Genomic DNA, 16340 nt, shown 5'->3' on the forward strand with positions numbered 1-16340 from the left:
TGGTACATTGTCACGTCGTTGAACCTCAGATGACTTTGGCCTTTGCATCATCAAATGACCCAAAATGGAAAAGATGCCGTAATGGGGCTTTCGGCGAATCGAGCACGTTTCGCTTGTTTGTCAGCATGATCTGAAGTGCCGTTGCCCTTGATGCGCCTGCAGCGCGTCTACGAGGTCGTATGTTTCCATGCGCCTCAATTCCTAAGAATAGAAGGGCAACGACATGAATGTATTTATCGGATTGGATGTATCTCTGGCAAGCACTGCGATTTGTGTGCTGGGGCCACAGGGGAGGATCGTTGAAGAATTACAGGCGGAGAGCGAGCCTGAGGCATTAGTACGTGCAATAGCGTCATTGTCATATTCGATCGATGCGATCGGGCTCGAAGCCGGACCTTTGTCCCAATGGCTGAGCAAGGGAATGGAAGAAGCTGGCTTTGACGTGGTCATGATGGAAACACGATTGGTGAAGGCAGCCTTGAAAGCCATGCCGATCAAGACCGACAGGCGCGATGCCCAGGGCATTGCGCGCTTGCTTCAAATGGGATGGTACAGGCCCGTGCACCGCAAATCTGTGTCCTCCCAGGAAATCCGCGCGTTGCTGACGGCGCGCAAGTCAGTTCAGCAGGCCATCATCAACCTTGAGCTTTCGATGCGGGGTGTTCTGCGAAACTTTGGCATGAAGCTGGGGCATGTCACCAGGATTAGGTACGAGGCCCGGGTGAGGGAACTGGTTGAGCAGAATGAGATCCTGTCCGCGTCGACTGAGGCTCTTCTGCGCGCGCGTTCCCAGTTGCGCGCCGAGTTGGCTGACTTGGATGCCAAAATCGCGGGTCTGGCAAAACACGACGATGTTTGCCGTTTGATGATGACGATGCCAGGTGTCGGTCCGATCGTCGCCCTGACAGTCAAATCTGCGATTGATGATCCGACCCGCTTTGCGCGGTCGAAGGATGTCGGACCGTGGGCGGGGCTTACGCCAAGGCGCACGCAATCCGGAGAGATGGACATCGTTGGACAAATCACGCGAGCCGGTGATCGCGGGCTTCGAACCGCGTTGTATCAGGCAGCGATGATCCTGATGCACCGTGGTGCCCCGAACTGGCTGCAATCTTGGGCACTTAAAGTAGCGCACAGGCGTGGGGCGAAGAGGGCCATGATTGCACTTGCTCGACGCATTGGCGTCGTCTTGCACCGCATGTGGATAGACGGCACGCCGTTCCGCTACACGCAGAACTCCGGCGCGACTGCATGAGCGGGAAGCTTCAAGGACAATTCAGAGCGGAGGGTTGAGCTGCGCCTCATGACAGGTACGTCGAGGTCCCTTGCCGGGACGAGGTTCCTGGAGATGCCGAAGGCCCGCAAGTTATCAGCAAATGCTGAATACGCGGGAAAGATGGGCACCCAGGACCAGATTTGGACCAGGCATAGAGTGGCAGCTATGAGGCTGACTACGGACGGAAGAACGAAGCCCGGGTAGGGGGTGTCCCTCAGTCCTGATGTGCGGTTGCAGTGAAAAAGGAAAAGTAAGCTTTTGAATTTGTGTCTTAAACTTGGTGAGGAATGAGATCCTCGCCGGGATTTTTGACTTGCCCGAAACCCTTGACAGAGGCCCGCCCCATTACGGAAGCGGGCCTTCGCACAGATCGTCGCGAACGGCAGGAACGAGCCCAACTTGACCAATGCCGCAAGCTGCGTGAATGTCTGCTTTGGCAGACCTGTCGATGTCGGCCTTTGAACCATGAAACGATAGATTTTCAGAGCAAAGGGCGCATACTTTGAAAAAGACTTCTGTTGTTCTGAAACGTCAAGTTCCCATTCGCTTCGATGAAGCGCCTCGATCTTGGCTGGGTGGGCTTCCAATGATGCCAAGGCTCACCAAGTGGCCACGCGACGATGAAGGTGCTCCACTGCACTTTGTTGCACAGATTTGCTGCGGTGATTTACCCCGAACTCTCTGGAATGGTTTGGGGCCGCGCAAAGGATGGCTATTGCTTTTTGTGGAGACCCTGAAACTTGAAGATCACGCCGAAAACAATACCGTGCAGGTCTTGCACACCCCTCGCTTGGGCTCCGAGCGCCAACCACCAAAGGACACGCCGACCGTCCGCCACTCGATGTCCGAATATATCGACTATACATCGCCCAAGATCAGGCCAGGTGTCCCGAAGTTCTGGCGCAGGTGGCCTATCGACATCGTTGTACAAGAGTTTGAATTTACCCAGATTGGCCCTGAAGAGGGTGGCCCTTCCGCGATTCAGGGTGAAGACCTTTACGAAGCACCTGTGGCGCAGAACGGCTTTAATAAGATTTCTTCCGCATTAAATCGCCCTCTAACATGGCGTGGCGCTCGCTATGTTGTCGAAGGAATTCTGAGAGATCTGAAACCTGATGAGTTCGAGCGCAGTTTTGTCGGGAATAGCGGATTACTGAGTGCGCCTGAATTCGACCATAGCGGGTTAACGGAAGAGATAAGCAAGCGCGCCATGCAAAGCACGGACTACCAAGGTGGGCCTATCAATAAATTTGGTCGATACAGCGCTCTTTTCGAACGTACTGAAACCGAGGTGCGTGCCGAACGTTGCACCGGATGGGTCAAACGGGCTTACGCGTGTATTGATGCGGAAATCGCCCAATTCGCTGCCATGAAGGCCGAGCTTGAACAAGCGCATGCAGAGGGACGGACAGACGCGCTTGCAAGAAAGGGCAGCGTCAGTCTTCCATTGGAAGGGGTGCTATGGAACCTTGAGCGCTATGTGGGATATCGCAACGCTTTGGACAAAACGCTCGCAGAATATCCCGGTCCCGATCCTGAGGCGGCGTTAACAGAAGAAATAGAGCGCCTTGGCCGGGCCTATCTGACCTGGGGTACGCGAATGGCTGAGGGGGCAAAGGCCGCCATGCAGAAAATAGAATCGCAAGATCCTCAGACGCCCATTAGCGCGTTGGACTGGGTAGAGCTGACCGGTGCATTTTGTGAAACCTCCGCTGAGTATTGGGTCAAGAGCGGCGAAGTCTTGGCCAAAAACTCCCATAGCATTAACATGGAAAAACACGTCAAGATGGCAATTCGTGAAGATCTCCTTGACCTGTATACACATGACAATAATGCCCCACAGACGCTCCCACGGGATATGCTTGAAACCTTAGCAGAGTCTGCAAAATACATCGAACCGGGCCTGCCACATCGAATGGGAGGACTGCCCGATCTCATCCAAAGTGACGCCTTTGATCAAATTGATCAGCTACTTTTTCAATTGGCAAGCGACCGGGCGATGGGGTGGATGTGGGGCGATGTCGGCGCTCTCTATGTAACTATCTCTGAGAGCGACTTACGCAAAAGTCGATTTGAACATGTCGAAGCATGGCTTGAGGGGCATTGAAAAATAGAGGCCGTTTCAGAGTAAGAGTTTAATCCCGCAAGCTGACATTCAGGTATCCGGTTTGAACGCCCGCTTCGTCCGCACAGCCGACTTGGTCCCAGACCGCGCCCAAGGTCTGGTTTGGGTCTGAAATGCTTGACGTTTTGACCAATATTGCGTGAAGCGGCTCGTCTATAGGATTCAGAAAATCCGGTGCATCGATGCAAAGATGTGCGGCGTTCGACATACGTTGTCAGATGACTTTGGCCTTTGCGTCATCAACGAACCAAAATTGGCAGACGGAACCTTCGCGCAGATCGCGGCGAACGGTAGGTTCGCGGCCTGTCCACATGCGCCCGCCGACCGCCGCCTTAGGGTCTGGACCCTAGGTCACCGGCCGTGTGCGCAGGAACAGATACAGCGGCAACCCGCAGCTTACCCCGATGCAGAACGTCGCCGGAATCGCCAGCAGCGCCACCCAGTTGCGGCGCACCCGCACTTCGGCGCAGATCCACACCGTCAGGGCAATTGCGGCAATCGTCAGATCCCAGACCAGACCGCTGGAGGCCGCATTGACATGCCATGCGTCCACCATCAGGCCAAGATCAAAGCCGTTTTCCCGAAACCATGCCAGAAACCAATACATCGGGTGCATCGCCCCCCAGACGGCCAGTCCCAGATACATCAGGCGCAGCGGCGACATCAAAACGTTTTCACCACGCCGACCTTGGCAAAGCCCGAAACACGCAATCCCGGTTCGGTGGCCGACGGCTGCTGATGGTCATGCGGCGCGTCGGCTTGTGTTGCGGGGTCACAGGCCGCCAGCGCCGCCAGCGCGATCATGAAAGCGATGGCCCGGATCATTGAACCCGGTATCCCACCGAAAGCGGCCCCTTGCGCAGACCCACGCCCACATGGGTTCCGATGCCGGACGTTCCCAGACTGATACCTGCGTTCATTGTCGGCTGTACGGGTTCGCCGTCGGCACCGCAGGCCGCAAGGGCCAGCAGCGACAAAACAGCAATCGTTCGGATCATTTCAAAACCTCGCGCCAGCGTTTGACCTGCGCGCGCACCTGCGCGGGGGCCGTACCGCCATAAGACATACGCGAATTCACCGAATTTTGCACCCCCAACACGTCAAAGACAGCTTCGGTGATGTCGCCGTGCACCGATTGCATGTCGGCAAGGCTGAGGTCGGGCAGATCGCAGCCCTTGGCTTCGGCCATGGCGACCAGCGATCCGGTGACGTGGTGGGCATCGCGGAACGGAATCCCCGGCACCCGCACCAGCCAGTCGGCCAGATCGGTGGCGGTGCTGAAACCGGCCCCTGCGGCAGCGGCGAGGCTGTCGCGGTTGGCGGTCATGTCGCGCACCATGCCCTCCATCGCGGCCAGCGCCAGCATCCAGTTGTCGGCGGCGTCGAAGACCTGTTCCTTGTCTTCCTGCATGTCCTTGGAATAGGCCAGCGGCAGCCCTTTCATCACCATCATCAGGCCGACGTTGGCGCCCATGATCCGGCCCACCTTGGCGCGGATCAGCTCGGCGGCGTCGGGGTTTTTCTTTTGCGGCATGATGGACGAGCCGGTGCTGAACCGGTCGGACAGGGTGACAAAGCGGAACTGGGCAGACGACCAGATCACCAGCTCTTCGGCAAAGCGGCTGAGGTGCATGGCGCAGATGCTGGCCACGCCGAGAAATTCCAGCGCAAAGTCGCGGTCGCTGACCGCGTCCAGCGAGTTGGCGGCAGGGCGGTCAAAGCCCAGTGCCTGTGCGGTCATGTCACGGTCGATGGGAAAGGACGTGCCGGCCAGGGCTGCAGCCCCCAGCGGGCTTTCGTTCATCCGCGCGCGCGCGTCGCGCACACGGCTGAGGTCGCGGCCCAGCATTTCGACATAGGCCATCATGTGATGGCCCCATGTGACGGGCTGCGCGGTTTGCAGGTGGGTAAAGCCGGGCATGACCCAATCGGCCCCCGCCTCGGCCTGTGCCAGCAGCGCGTCGATCAGCGCCAGCAGACTGCTTTCGGCGGCGTCGAACTGGTCACGGACCCACAGTTTGAAATCGGTCGCCACCTGGTCGTTGCGGCTGCGGCCGGTGTGCAGGCGGCCTGCCGGTTCGCCGATCACCTCTTTCAGCCGCGCCTCGACGTTCATGTGGATGTCTTCGAGGGCGGTGGAAAACTGGAAGGTGCCGCCTTCGATCTCTGACAAGACCGTGAGCAGCCCTTCCCGAATGGTGTCGGCATCGTTAGGACTGATGATGCCCACCGCGCCCAGCATCGCGGCATGGGCGCGCGAGCCTGCAATGTCCTGCGCCGCCATCCGCTGGTCGAACCCGATCGAGGCGTTGATCGCCTCCATGATCGCGTCCGGTCCGGCGGCAAAGCGGCCGCCCCACATGGTGTTTGCAGTCTTGTCTGTCATGGTTTGGACCTTTGGAGGGAATATGAAGAAACTCTTTGCTGCGCTCGTGTATACGGCCCTTGCCTTGGGTGCAAATACTGCCCTTGCTGACGTTCAGGCCGCAGCGGGCCTGCGCGACGGGTCGATGAAGAAGCTGGTGTTCCATGACAGCCCCCAGGCCACTTCGACGGCAGCTTTCCAGTTGGAAGACGGCGGCGGCGAGGTGACGCTGGAGGATTATCGCGGCAAATGGGTCTTGCTGAACTTCTGGGCCACATGGTGCGCGCCCTGCCGCAAGGAAATGCCGATGTTGTCGGCCCTGCAAGAACAGTTCGGCGGCGACACTTTCGAGGTGCTGACGCTGGCCACGGGCCGCAATTCGCCTGAAGGTATCAAGAAGTTTTTCACCGAAACGGGCATCGACAACCTGCCCCGCCATCAGGACCCGCAACAGGCTCTGGCCAGCCAGATGGGCATTTTCGGCCTGCCGATTACCGTGATTCTCGACCCTGATGGCCGCGAAGTCGCGCGCTTGCGGGGCGATGCCGACTGGAGCTCGGACAGCGCCAAGGCGATCATTGCCGAACTGACGGGGCAAGACACGACTGGCAACTGAACCCGTACATACCGTCAGGCAATGCGCGGTATTTCCGTGTCGTTTGCGCTTGGGCAGGGTCGTCGATTATGTTATTTTGGAGCCAAACCTTCTCTTTTCACGAGTGTTCTTGTGCCGATCGAGTGCCTGATATTACCCGAACACCGACTGGTTTGGTTGCGCTATTGGGGCAACCTGACCCGACCGGAGATTTTTGAATCATTCGAAGGTTTCAGAAACGTTCCCAACTACGATATTTCCTTTGACGTCTTGCAGGACTTTCGCGGGACAGAGTCGAATGATCTGACCCATTCCGATGTGATCCTGCTGGCCGAAAGCATCAATAACCGCCGTCAGAGTCTGGGGTTTTCGGTGCGTATCGCGGTGCTGGCGCCTGGCGATCTGGGGTTTGGTATGGGGCGCATGTTTGTGACCCTGTTGGGCGAAAGCAAATTTATCACCGCATCCGCATTTCGTGAATTGAACGAGGCTGCGGCCTTTCTTGGCCTTTCGGGCGAAGCCTGCGAGACAATCCGCAGCGCAACCCCCGAGCAACATTTGTCGCATCAGCCTGCCAAGCGCTGATCGGGCGGGGCTGTTTCAGACCGGTGCATCAGGGGTGTATGGTCCTGTGGTATTACAGCCAATAGCAGACGCTCAGACCGGGCAGGTTGGGTGTCAGTTATGCGGGACATAGCGCCCATTCACCAAACCCACCCACCAAAGCCCGGAATCAAGGCGCGAAGTGCCGCCGACCTCTCGGTGTTCGCAAAGCGAACACCTGCCGGCAACACATTGCTTTGCAATGTGTGAGAGGCAGCGCCCGACCGCCCCATGGGCGGGCGCTTTTTCACCGTATCGCGTTTCTGCATCCCCACGCCAAAGGTTAGACATAAAGTGGCATCCACTTTCGTCATGATGCCCACCCGCGGTCTGGCGCTGCCCTGTGTGGCAAGGTCACGCAGGGCTCGATCCGAACCTTCGGCGCGCCCCGTACCAAGGTCCGCAGCGCGGACGGAGCCGCCGTTCAGCGGAAAGTCAGGAAGGAAATAAGAAGCAATGCTACAAACACCGCAATGCTTATCAGCCAAGTCTGTGCATCCCCGAGTTTTCCGTAGGACTCCCAGTTAAAACACACGATTCGCTTACAGGCATAGGCGGCCCGCTCTGCGAACCCTCGCCAGAACATATCTGCCGGAAACCTTGGTTTTTGGGTCCTGATCCTAGGCCGCGTGCCTCAGAATAGCCGCCTCTGACCCCGACAGATTGCGTCGCGCAAAGCGTCCGTAGATATGCGGGTCGTAGTCCAGATTGGGAAACCGGTCCAGCAACCGTTTGCGGTCACCCGAGGCCAGCGTGGTCAGCGCAGTATTGGCCGGATGAAAGCTTTCGGTTTCGACTCCGTTGGCCCACAGGATTTCGTGGCTGGGCAACATCAGATGCACATAGGTGACATTGGGCATCTGCAAATCCACGGTGATCGTGCGCCCGTTTATCAGATCCTTGGCCGCGACCAGAACTTCACGCGTGTTGAACAGCGCCTGCGCCACGTCGCCCTTGACCAGCATCCGGTGCTCGGGCGAGACGAGCAGAGATTCATCGGGGCGTTCAACGCCCAGTGCGCCGGCGCGGATGCGGATCGGACGCATGTGCGGCATCGCAAACAGCCGTGCGCCGGTCATCGGGCGGCTGCCGACCCATTCGATGGGTTGCGCGCCGCTGTCCTTGGTCTGCACCAGATCGCCTTCGCGCAGATCCTCGATCAACCGCGCGCCATCCGGCGTTGTGATCCATGTGCCGGGGGTAAAGCAGATCACGCCGCCCGCATCGCGCCCCGTGGGGTTGCCGCGATTGGCGCCCAAGGTGTGATGCACCACCCAAAGATCGCTGTTGCGCGGGGGGATGTCATTCAGGAACATCAGCAAGGGCTGCGTCCCGCGCCCCACTTCAATCAAGGTGACGGTGAACGTGCGTGCGCCATCCGTGACAACAAAACTGCTGTCCAGAAGCGGCGCTTCCTCGTCCCATTTCACCCGATCCGCTGGCGTGTAATCCAACGCTGCGCCCACCAGGCGATGCACCATGCGTGCCGCCCGCTTGCGCAGATTCTCTGAACCGTCCGCACCGTCCAGTCGCAAAATATCCGACGGCCCATCCACGCGCACGGGATCGCCATACCATGACCACGCCGCCCCTACGTTGAGGGACTGCATCGGCGCGGCCTCAAGGCCGTCTATTTCTGTTTGCGACCAGGAGATGACAAACGTGCCACGAAAGCCCGTTCCCATTGCCTGCTTGCCTGCCTCTTCGTTTTTTATTGAGGTCAGGCTATCAAAACTGATTCCCTGCGCATAGGGGGTATTTTCGTGCATCCGCAAACTGTTGCAGGATGAACCTCATTCAGAACCGGAACTGCGCGTGAAAACTGCCGATAAACTGGCCTTCGCCTTGCCCTTCGAATTCCTGCCCCAGATAGCTGAGCCCGTAGAACACGCCGCCGCCGTTTTCGCCGCGCCATTCCACGCCGGCACGGGCGCGCAGCCGCGCATCGCGCAGGGCATAGCCGCGATCCCGGGGCAAAAACACGCTGTCGGCGACATGGGCCACATCGGCCCCCAGCACAAAACCAAGGCCGGCCGCGCCTCCGTCAATCGCGCGGTATTGTTGGCCGCTGACCGGATCACGCACCATCAGCGCAGCGCTGTCCAGTCCGCCCCAATGCATGTCAAAACCGGCCCTGACCAGTGTCTCGGCCCCCGCGCGCCCTTCGACAAAGGGGCGCAGGGTGTGGCCGCCAAAATCATAGCTGCGCCCTGCTTCGACCACCAGCGTCGGATAAATCCCGTTGTCGATCTGTGCGCTGCGGGTGGCATCCGACACTTTGGGCCCGCCAAAAGCGTCGTGCAGTGCACCATGAAAGCTGTCCAGTCCGGTTGATGGTCCGACCACCACCAGGTCACCGCCCACCGACATATCCAGCCCCTGCGCCTGAAAATGGCTGTGCACCCCAACCGACACGGCGCCCGCATAGGGCCGGTCAGAGGGCGCGGGTGTTTCCAGATTGTCGGGGGCGATAATCTCGGCCCCCAGCCGCAATTCGATCAGCTGTCCAAAGCCGGTGGGCAGCGCGCCATCCCAACCCCGGCCCCAGACACGGGACGAGGCGACAGAGCCGGTGCGCCAGCGGTCCTGCCCGTCACCGATAAAGTCATTGGTCAGCAGATAGCCAAAGCCCAACCGCGTGAACTCTTGCGCCTGTGCGCCAAGGGGCAGCAGCGCGACCAGCGCTGCAAGTGCGTGTTTGAACATGGTTCTGTCCCGTCATCTGCGCCCCCACGGCTTGCTGGATATCTAATACATAGCCGCCAAAGGTGAAAACGCCCTTAGCGTTTTTTCCCTGCAACAGTCTGTATCCGTGTCCTGCGAGACGCAGCGCCGCAGAACCGCAGTGCGTCAAAGCCCTGCGTTCTGTGCGTTTTTGCGCAGGTCAAATCACCGTATACCCTGCCTATCTGATGTCGGGAAAGGAGACCGCCATGACCGATCTCATCCCGATCCGCACCACTGATATGCCCGCTGAAATGGGCGTGCTGCTGCACGACTATCCCCGTGACGCCTGGGCGGCCAATCCGCATTTTGCCAAATCCACACGCCAGTGGATGCGCGCCCACGAAAAGTTTCGCGTGCTGGCGGACCATCTGCACGACCAGACCAAGGGCTTTCTGGACCGCAACCGCGATCCCGAAGACTTTGCCGACCATCTGGGCCGCTATGGCACGGCTTTGGTGCGCAATCTGCACGGGCACCACCACTTTGAGGACCGTGAGTTTTTCCCCGAACTCTCTGCCGCCGATCCGCGCTTTGATACGGGTCTGGAGATTCTGGAGAAAGACCACGAGGCGCTGGACCGCGTGCTGGACAATTTCAGCCGCACCGGCAGCCGTGTCATCAAACTGGTGCAACTGGACGAGGCCACCGCACGCGAGGAAGCGGGGGAACTGGTGACGCAAACCGCCGCCATCCGCGCCTTTCTCGACCGCCATCTGGGCGACGAAGAAGATCTGGCCGTTCCCGTGATCCTGCATCACGCCTTGCGCGGATAACAGGCAATCTGCCCAAAACCGGACCTCCCGGCGGCATCAATTCACGCCGCCGGGAAATTTCTGTTTTACTTCGCTTTCAAAATGTTTCATTTGACGAACTAAATTTGTAGCCGCTATACGCTTGCAGCCCGAATCTGCTGTCGCGCACCGGAGACCGCCGAGATGTCGAACGAGATTTTCCTGATGAAAAGCATCAACGCCTTGAGCTCGGTCTTTGAGACGCGGGTTCAAAGCCTTGAACATGAACTGGACCTGTCGCGCCGCGAATTCCACATCCTCATGCAGCTGACTGAAGCCAAACGCATGGGGGCGTTGGCCGAGGAGTTGCAGATTCTGCCGTCAACGCTGACGGCGATTGCCGACCGGCTTGAACACGGCGGCCTGGTGTACCGCCTGCGCGACACGCAGGATCGCCGGGCGTGGCTGCTGGACGTGACCGACGCCGGGCGCGACTTGCAGATACATCTGGGTGAATTTGCTGCCCAGGAATTCCGCGAAGTGACCGGACTGAACAATCAGGAAATCGAGACCTTTGTCATGATGATGCAAAAAGTGATGAACAATATGACCTCTGACACCTGCTCTGAAGGGATGAAACCATGACACTGCGGGTCTTTGGGGGCCGCCAAGCCCTGCAAACCTTGTCTTTCTGGGCAGCTCTGACGCTGGCCGCCACAGGCGCAGTCGCGGAAGAGCCGCTGGCGGTCGAGATTGTCACCACCACACGCAGCGCGCAAACGCTGACCTATTCGCTGACCGGCGAGGTGGTCGCCCGCGACACGCTGCGCGCGTCGTTCCCGTCGGGGGGCCGCATTGCCAAGCTACAGGCCGAGGAAGGCGACAAGGTGAAACAGGGGGCCGTTCTGGCGCAGATGGACAGCGTGCAGCAGGTGCAGGCGCTGCGCGCCGCGCAGGCGGGGCTGTCCACCGCCCAGGCCAACCACACACAGGCCATCGAAGATCTTGACCGTCAGGATGCGCTGCTGGAACGCGGTGCCACCACACGGATCAGCCGCGACAGCGCCGAAGACGCTTTGCGCATCACCGAAGGTGCGCTGACGCAGGCCAATGCCGATCTGGAACGCGCGCAACGGGCGCTGGATGACACCACCCTTGCCGCCCCGACGGACGCAACCGTGATCGAGCGGCTGGCCGAACCCGGTCAGGTTGTCGGCGCCGCACAGCCGGTTCTGGAGCTGGCTCTGGGCAGCCAGATCGACGCGATCTTTGATATGCCCGAAGTGTTGATGTCCACGCCGCGACTTGTCGACGAGATCGACCTTGCCCTGATCGACCGGCCCAACGTCCATTTCAGCGGCACCGTGCGCGAGGTCTCTCCGCTGGTGGACGCCGGGGCGGGCACAGTTGCGGTCAAGATCACGATAGAGGACACCGCCCCCAATATCACTTACGGCGACGCCATTCGCGGCACGGTAACTGTCACGGATCAACCCCGCATCGCCGTGCCCTATACCGCGATGTCGGCCACGGCCGCGGGGCCTGCGGTCTGGGTTGTGAACCCTGACACGATGGCGGTGTCGCTGCGTCCCATCACCGTCGAACGCTATCAGACCGGCTGGATCATACTGTCGGGCGGATTGGACGAAAACGAAGAGGTCGTCACACGCGGGGCGCAACTGCTTTACCCCGGCCGCATTGTACGTGCCGCAGGAGACAGCCAATGAAATCGCTCCCTGAACTGACACTTGTCCTGACCTTGCTGGCCGCGCTCGTTACACCGGCCCTTGCCAGCGACGACGCAACGCCCGCGCCGGACACTCCGCGCCCCGTGGTTTCCGAAATCGTGGACGCGCACGCAAGCTATCGCAGCCGCTTTGTCGGGATTGTCGGCGCGCGCACCGAAACCGATCTGGGCTTTTTGCTGGCGGGCACCCTTGCCGAACGCCCCGTGGAAACCGGCGACCTGGTGCAGAAAGGGGCCGTTCTGGCCCGCCTTGATCCCGAAGATCTGGACGCAGACGTGCGCGCCGCCGAAGCGGGTGTTCAGGTGGCCATGGCGCAGTTGCGCGCCGCGCGCGACGCTGAAAACCGCGCGCGCGAACTGCTGAGCCGTGGCACGGACAGCGCCACCCGTCTGGAAGACGCGGAACGCGCCCTGACCGGGGCCATTGCCACGGTTGAACAGTCCCGCGCCGCCCTTGCCCAGGCGCGCGACATGCGCAGCTTTGCCACGCTGACCGCGCCGCAGGACGGGGTGATTATTGAAACCGATGTGGAAGCAGGGGCTTCGGTCAGCGCGGGCCAGCGCGTCGTGGTGCTGGCAAGCACGGATATGCGCGAAATCACGCTGGACGTGACCGAGCGCGACGCGGCCGCGTTGAATGTGGGCCTGCTGTTCGATGTGACGCTGGCCGCCAACACCGACGTGACCGCACAGGCCGCGCTGCGGCGCATTGATCCGGTGGCCGCCACATCGACCCGCACGCGGCGCGTTCACCTGACCCTGCAAGACCCGCCAGACGGCTTTCGTCTGGGCGCGCTGGTGCGCGTCTCTCCGGCCACCACGGCCGCGCTGGACATCACACTGGACCACAGCGCCGTTCTTGACCCCGAAGGCAGCCCCGCCGTCTGGATGGTCAGCCGCAGCGCGGATGGCGCGACAGGCACTGTCCATCGCACGCCGGTCGGTCTGGGCAGGCGCTTTGGCCCGCGCGTGCGCATCACCAGCGGCATCTCAGCCGGTGACGAAGTTGTCACCAAAGGTATCCATTCTCTAGAGGAGGGCCAGACTGTCGGCCCAGGCGTGTCCCAATGAACCGTTTCAACCTGTCCGACTGGGCGCTGCAACACCGGTCTTTCGTGTGGTTCCTGATGATCGTGTCGATCGTTGCAGGGGCGCTGGCCTATAGCACCATCGGGCGCGAGGAAGACCCCAACTTTGCGATCAAGACCATGGTGATCTCCTCAGCGTTGCCCGGCGCGGATGTTGAAGAAATGCGCATGCAGGTCACCGACCGGATCGAGAAAAAGCTGGAAGACCTGCCTGAACTGGATTTCACCCGCTCGGTCACGCGCCCCGGCCAGACCGTTGTCTATGTCAATCTGCTGGACACCGTGCGCGGCGACAAGCTGCGCCAGACCTGGCAAAAAGTCCGCAACATGATGAACGACATTCGCGGCGATTTCCCGGACGGGTTTTCCGGGTTTCAGTTCAATGACGACTTTGGCGATGTCTTTGGCAACCTCTACGCCTTTACCTCGGACGGGTTCAGCCCGCGCGAGGTGCGTGACTATGTCGAACAGACCCGCCGCGCGATTCAACAGCTGGACGATTCCGGCAAGATCGAGATTTTCGGCACCCGCGATGAAGTGGTCTATATGGAATATTCCACCGAACGGCTGGCGGCCCTGGGGCTGAACCAGCAGGCGGTACAGGCGACACTGGCCGCCCAGAACGCGATTGTGCCCAGCGGTGTGATCGACGCAGGCCCCGAACGGGTTCTGGTGCGGATCGGCGGGCAGTTTACCGATGCTGCAAGCCTTCAGGACATCAACCTGCGGGTCGACGGGCGGTTTTTCCGGCTGACCGACGTGGCCGACATTCACCGTGGTTACGAGGACCCGCCGTCGGAACTGTTCCATTACAACGGCCAGGAGGCCATTGGCCTTGCCGTTGGGATGCGCTCGGGGGCCAATATCGTCGATTTTGGCACGGAGCTGGACAAGGTCATTGCTCAGGCACAGGCTGATCTGCCCGTGGGCATCCAGATCCAGCAGGTCGCGGACCAGCCGCATGTGGTGGAGGAGGCCGTGGGCCATTTCATTCAGGCGCTGGTCGAGGCCGTGCTGATTGTTCTGGCTGTCAGCTTTGTCAGCCTGGGGATGCGCGCAGGCTTTGTGGTGGCGCTGACGATCCCGCTGGTGCTGGCGATCACCTTTGTGATCCTGAACTATCTGGATTTCACCCTGCAACGGATTTCGCTGGGGGCGCTGATTATCGCGCTGGGGCTGTTGGTGGATGATGCGATGATTGCCATCGAAACCATGATCTCGCGGCTGGAGCGGGGCGAAAGCCTGACCAAATCCGCCTCTTACGCGTGGACCTCGATTGCCTTTCCGATGCTGTCGGGCACGCTGGTGACGGTGGTGGGCTTTATCCCGATCGGGTTGAATTCGTCTTCGGCGGGGGAATTCACCTTTTCCCTGTTCGTCGTCATTGCGGTGTCGTTGCTGGTCAGCTGGATCGTCGCGGTTCTGTTTGCGCCCTTGTTGGGGGTCACTTTCCTGCCCGCAAAGTGGAAGCATCACACAGGTGAACCGGGGCGCGTGCGCGGGGCTTTCCACCGCATCCTGCGGGGGGCCATGCGGTTTCGCTGGGTGACAATTGCGACCACTGTCGTTGTCTTTGGTATTTCGGTCTGGGGGCTGGGTTCGGTTGAAAACCAGTTCTTCCCCAGCTCGGACCGCCCCGAGCTGATCGTTGACATGACCCTGCCACAGAACGCGTCGATTTCCGAGACACAGGCGCAGGTCGAAAAGATGGAAAACCACCTGCAAGGCAACGAGAACATATTGTTCCATTCGTCCTATGTCGGACGCAGCGCCCCGCGCTTTATTCTGGCCTATGACGTGCTGACGCCCAGCCCGAACACCGCGCAGATCGTGATACAGACGCCATCGGTTGCAGCGCGCAATGCGTTGCGCGACGATATCGAAACCTATGCCGCCGACGCCTTTCCCGGCACCGATATCTTTGTGAAACTGCTGGAAGTCGGCCCGCCCGTTGGCCGCCCTGTGCAATACCGGATCAGCGGCCCCGAGAGCGACCGCGTGCGTGATCTGGCACGCGGGCTGGCGGCTTTGGTCGCCTCGGACCCGCGCACCAAAAGCACCGTGATGGACTGGAACGAACCGTCGCGGGTGGTGCGGGTGAACCTGTTGCAGGACAAGGCGCGCCAGCTTGGCCTGTCCTCCTCGGACATCGCCAATGCCCTGAACGCGGTCTATGTCGGCGCGCGGGTCACGCAATTGCGGGATGCGGCCTATCTGATCGACATCGTGGCGCGTGGTGATGACACGGCGCGCCAGTCGGTCGAGGCGTTGGAGGAATTGCAGCTGAACCTCTCGGACGGTGTCACGATCCCGCTGCAATCGGTTGCCACCTTTGAATACGACACCGAACAGCCGGTCTTGTACCAGCGTGGCCGTATGCCCACCGTGACGGTGATGGCGGCAATTGCCACCGACGATCAACCGGCAACCGCGGTCAACGATCTGGCCGACAAGGTCGCGGCCTTTCGTGCCGATCTGCCGCTGGGTTACAAGGTGGTTGTGGGCGGGTCGGTTGAATCCAGCGCCGAAAGCCAGGGGCCGATCGCGTCGGTCATGCCGTTGATGATGTTGCTGATGCTGGTTCTGATCATGATCCAGATGCAAAGCTTCCGCCTCGGCTTTGTCGTGCTGTGCGCCGCGCCGCTGGGGCTGATCGGTGTGGTGGCGGCACTGTTGCTGTCGGGGGCGCCTCTGGGGTTTGTGGCGATCCTGGGCGTTCTGGCGTTGGTCGGCATCCTGATCCGCAACTCGATCATTCTGGTCCACGAGATCGAAGTGCTGCGCGAAAAGGGCCGCACGGCGTGGGCTGCGGTGTTCGAGGCCAGCGACAGCCGGGCGCGTCCGATCCTGCTGACGGCGGCGGCGGCGAGCCTTGCGCTGATCCCGATCTCGCGCCAGATTTTCTGGGGGCCGATGGCCTTTGCGATGATGGGCGGGATCATTGTCGGCACGATTGTGACGCTGCTGTTTGTGCCTGCGCTGTATCTGGCCGTGTTCAATGTGAAGCCGGACGGGGAGGATGGCGCGGCGTGATTTTCGGCGTCAGATGGCTTTGGTCTTTGGGTTGGTAAATGACCCTTGGT

At 60.3% G+C, this 16340-nt stretch carries 15 protein-coding genes; 9 read left to right on the forward strand and 6 right to left on the reverse strand.

The annotated features are described in order from the left end of the window. Positions 1 to 223: 223 nt before the first annotated feature. Both DSM107133_RS02215 and DSM107133_RS02220 read left to right on the forward strand, forming a co-directional pair. Complete coding sequence (locus tag DSM107133_RS02215; protein WP_055296358.1) at positions 224 to 1255, forward strand: IS110 family transposase; 1032 nt, start codon at positions 224 to 226, stop codon at positions 1253 to 1255. A gap of 523 nt (positions 1256 to 1778) precedes the next feature. After that, entirely contained in the window at positions 1779 to 3383 is a 1605-nt protein-coding gene (locus DSM107133_RS02220) for a DUF1963 domain-containing protein (protein WP_114294466.1), read from the forward strand. Positions 3384 to 3747: 364 nt separating this feature from the next. On the opposite strand, the gene DSM107133_RS02225 is transcribed toward DSM107133_RS02220, so the two are convergent. From DSM107133_RS02225 to argH, 4 genes are read right to left on the reverse strand one after another with little or no spacing between them, the layout of a single operon-like run. Next, complete coding sequence (locus tag DSM107133_RS02225; RefSeq protein ID WP_114294462.1) at positions 3748 to 4065, reverse strand: DUF2834 domain-containing protein; 318 nt, start codon at positions 4063 to 4065, stop codon at positions 3748 to 3750. After that, complete coding sequence (locus DSM107133_RS02230) at positions 4065 to 4226, reverse strand: hypothetical protein (RefSeq protein WP_205387854.1); 162 nt, start codon at positions 4224 to 4226, stop codon at positions 4065 to 4067. Before DSM107133_RS02230 ends, DSM107133_RS02225 begins: the two co-directional genes overlap by 1 nt. Further along, positions 4223 to 4399 carry a hypothetical protein gene (locus DSM107133_RS02235; RefSeq protein WP_205387853.1) on the reverse strand — a complete coding sequence of 59 codons (177 nt, stop codon included), beginning with the start codon at positions 4397 to 4399 and terminating at the stop codon, positions 4223 to 4225. Before DSM107133_RS02235 ends, DSM107133_RS02230 begins: the two co-directional genes overlap by 4 nt. Then, the gene (gene argH, locus DSM107133_RS02240) at positions 4396 to 5787 is read right to left on the reverse strand and encodes an argininosuccinate lyase (protein ID WP_114294460.1); all 1392 of its coding nucleotides are present in this window, start codon (positions 5785 to 5787) and stop codon (positions 4396 to 4398) included. The genes DSM107133_RS02235 and argH overlap by 4 nt, the downstream gene beginning before the upstream one ends. A gap of 22 nt (positions 5788 to 5809) precedes the next feature. Between argH and DSM107133_RS02245 the strand changes: the two genes are divergently transcribed. Together DSM107133_RS02245 and DSM107133_RS02250 are read left to right on the forward strand one after the other, a co-directional pair. Continuing rightward, positions 5810 to 6382: a TlpA disulfide reductase family protein gene (locus DSM107133_RS02245; RefSeq protein WP_114294472.1), complete on the forward strand. Its 573-nt coding sequence runs from the start codon at positions 5810 to 5812 to the stop codon at positions 6380 to 6382. 21 nt (positions 6383 to 6403) lie between these two features. After that, positions 6404 to 6946 carry a hypothetical protein gene (locus DSM107133_RS02250; protein ID WP_162792080.1) on the forward strand — a complete coding sequence of 181 codons (543 nt, stop codon included), beginning with the start codon at positions 6404 to 6406 and terminating at the stop codon, positions 6944 to 6946. Positions 6947 to 7584: 638 nt separating this feature from the next. On the opposite strand, the gene DSM107133_RS02255 is transcribed toward DSM107133_RS02250, so the two are convergent. Together DSM107133_RS02255 and DSM107133_RS02260 are read right to left on the reverse strand one after the other, a co-directional pair. After that, entirely contained in the window at positions 7585 to 8649 is a 1065-nt protein-coding gene (locus tag DSM107133_RS02255) for a Hint domain-containing protein (RefSeq protein ID WP_114294471.1), read from the reverse strand. 112 nt (positions 8650 to 8761) lie between these two features. Next, positions 8762 to 9670 carry a lipid A-modifier LpxR family protein gene (locus DSM107133_RS02260; protein WP_114294457.1) on the reverse strand — a complete coding sequence of 303 codons (909 nt, stop codon included), beginning with the start codon at positions 9668 to 9670 and terminating at the stop codon, positions 8762 to 8764. Between the two features lie 227 nt (positions 9671 to 9897). Here DSM107133_RS02260 and DSM107133_RS02265 point away from each other — a divergent pair, with 227 nt between their 5' ends. The 5 genes from DSM107133_RS02265 (at position 9898) to DSM107133_RS02285 (ending at position 16290) form a co-directional block, all read left to right on the forward strand. Beyond that, positions 9898 to 10464, forward strand: coding sequence for a hemerythrin domain-containing protein (locus DSM107133_RS02265; protein ID WP_114294455.1), 567 nt, complete (start codon positions 9898 to 9900; stop codon positions 10462 to 10464). Positions 10465 to 10626: 162 nt separating this feature from the next. After that, the gene (locus DSM107133_RS02270; RefSeq protein ID WP_114294453.1) at positions 10627 to 11067 is read left to right on the forward strand and encodes a MarR family transcriptional regulator; all 441 of its coding nucleotides are present in this window, start codon (positions 10627 to 10629) and stop codon (positions 11065 to 11067) included. Further along, positions 11064 to 12149 (forward strand): efflux RND transporter periplasmic adaptor subunit, encoded by a 1086-nt coding sequence (locus tag DSM107133_RS02275; protein ID WP_114294452.1) that lies wholly within the window; start codon positions 11064 to 11066, stop codon positions 12147 to 12149. The genes DSM107133_RS02270 and DSM107133_RS02275 overlap by 4 nt, the downstream gene beginning before the upstream one ends. Continuing rightward, positions 12146 to 13240: an efflux RND transporter periplasmic adaptor subunit gene (locus tag DSM107133_RS02280; RefSeq protein ID WP_114294450.1), complete on the forward strand. Its 1095-nt coding sequence runs from the start codon at positions 12146 to 12148 to the stop codon at positions 13238 to 13240. The genes DSM107133_RS02275 and DSM107133_RS02280 overlap by 4 nt, the downstream gene beginning before the upstream one ends. Beyond that, complete coding sequence (locus DSM107133_RS02285; RefSeq protein WP_114294448.1) at positions 13237 to 16290, forward strand: efflux RND transporter permease subunit; 3054 nt, start codon at positions 13237 to 13239, stop codon at positions 16288 to 16290. Before DSM107133_RS02280 ends, DSM107133_RS02285 begins: the two co-directional genes overlap by 4 nt. The last annotated feature ends 50 nt before the right edge of the window (positions 16291 to 16340 follow it).

This window comes from Pseudosulfitobacter sp. DSM 107133, from assembly GCF_022788695.1.
In the GTDB taxonomy this organism is placed as follows: domain Bacteria; phylum Pseudomonadota; class Alphaproteobacteria; order Rhodobacterales; family Rhodobacteraceae; genus Pseudosulfitobacter.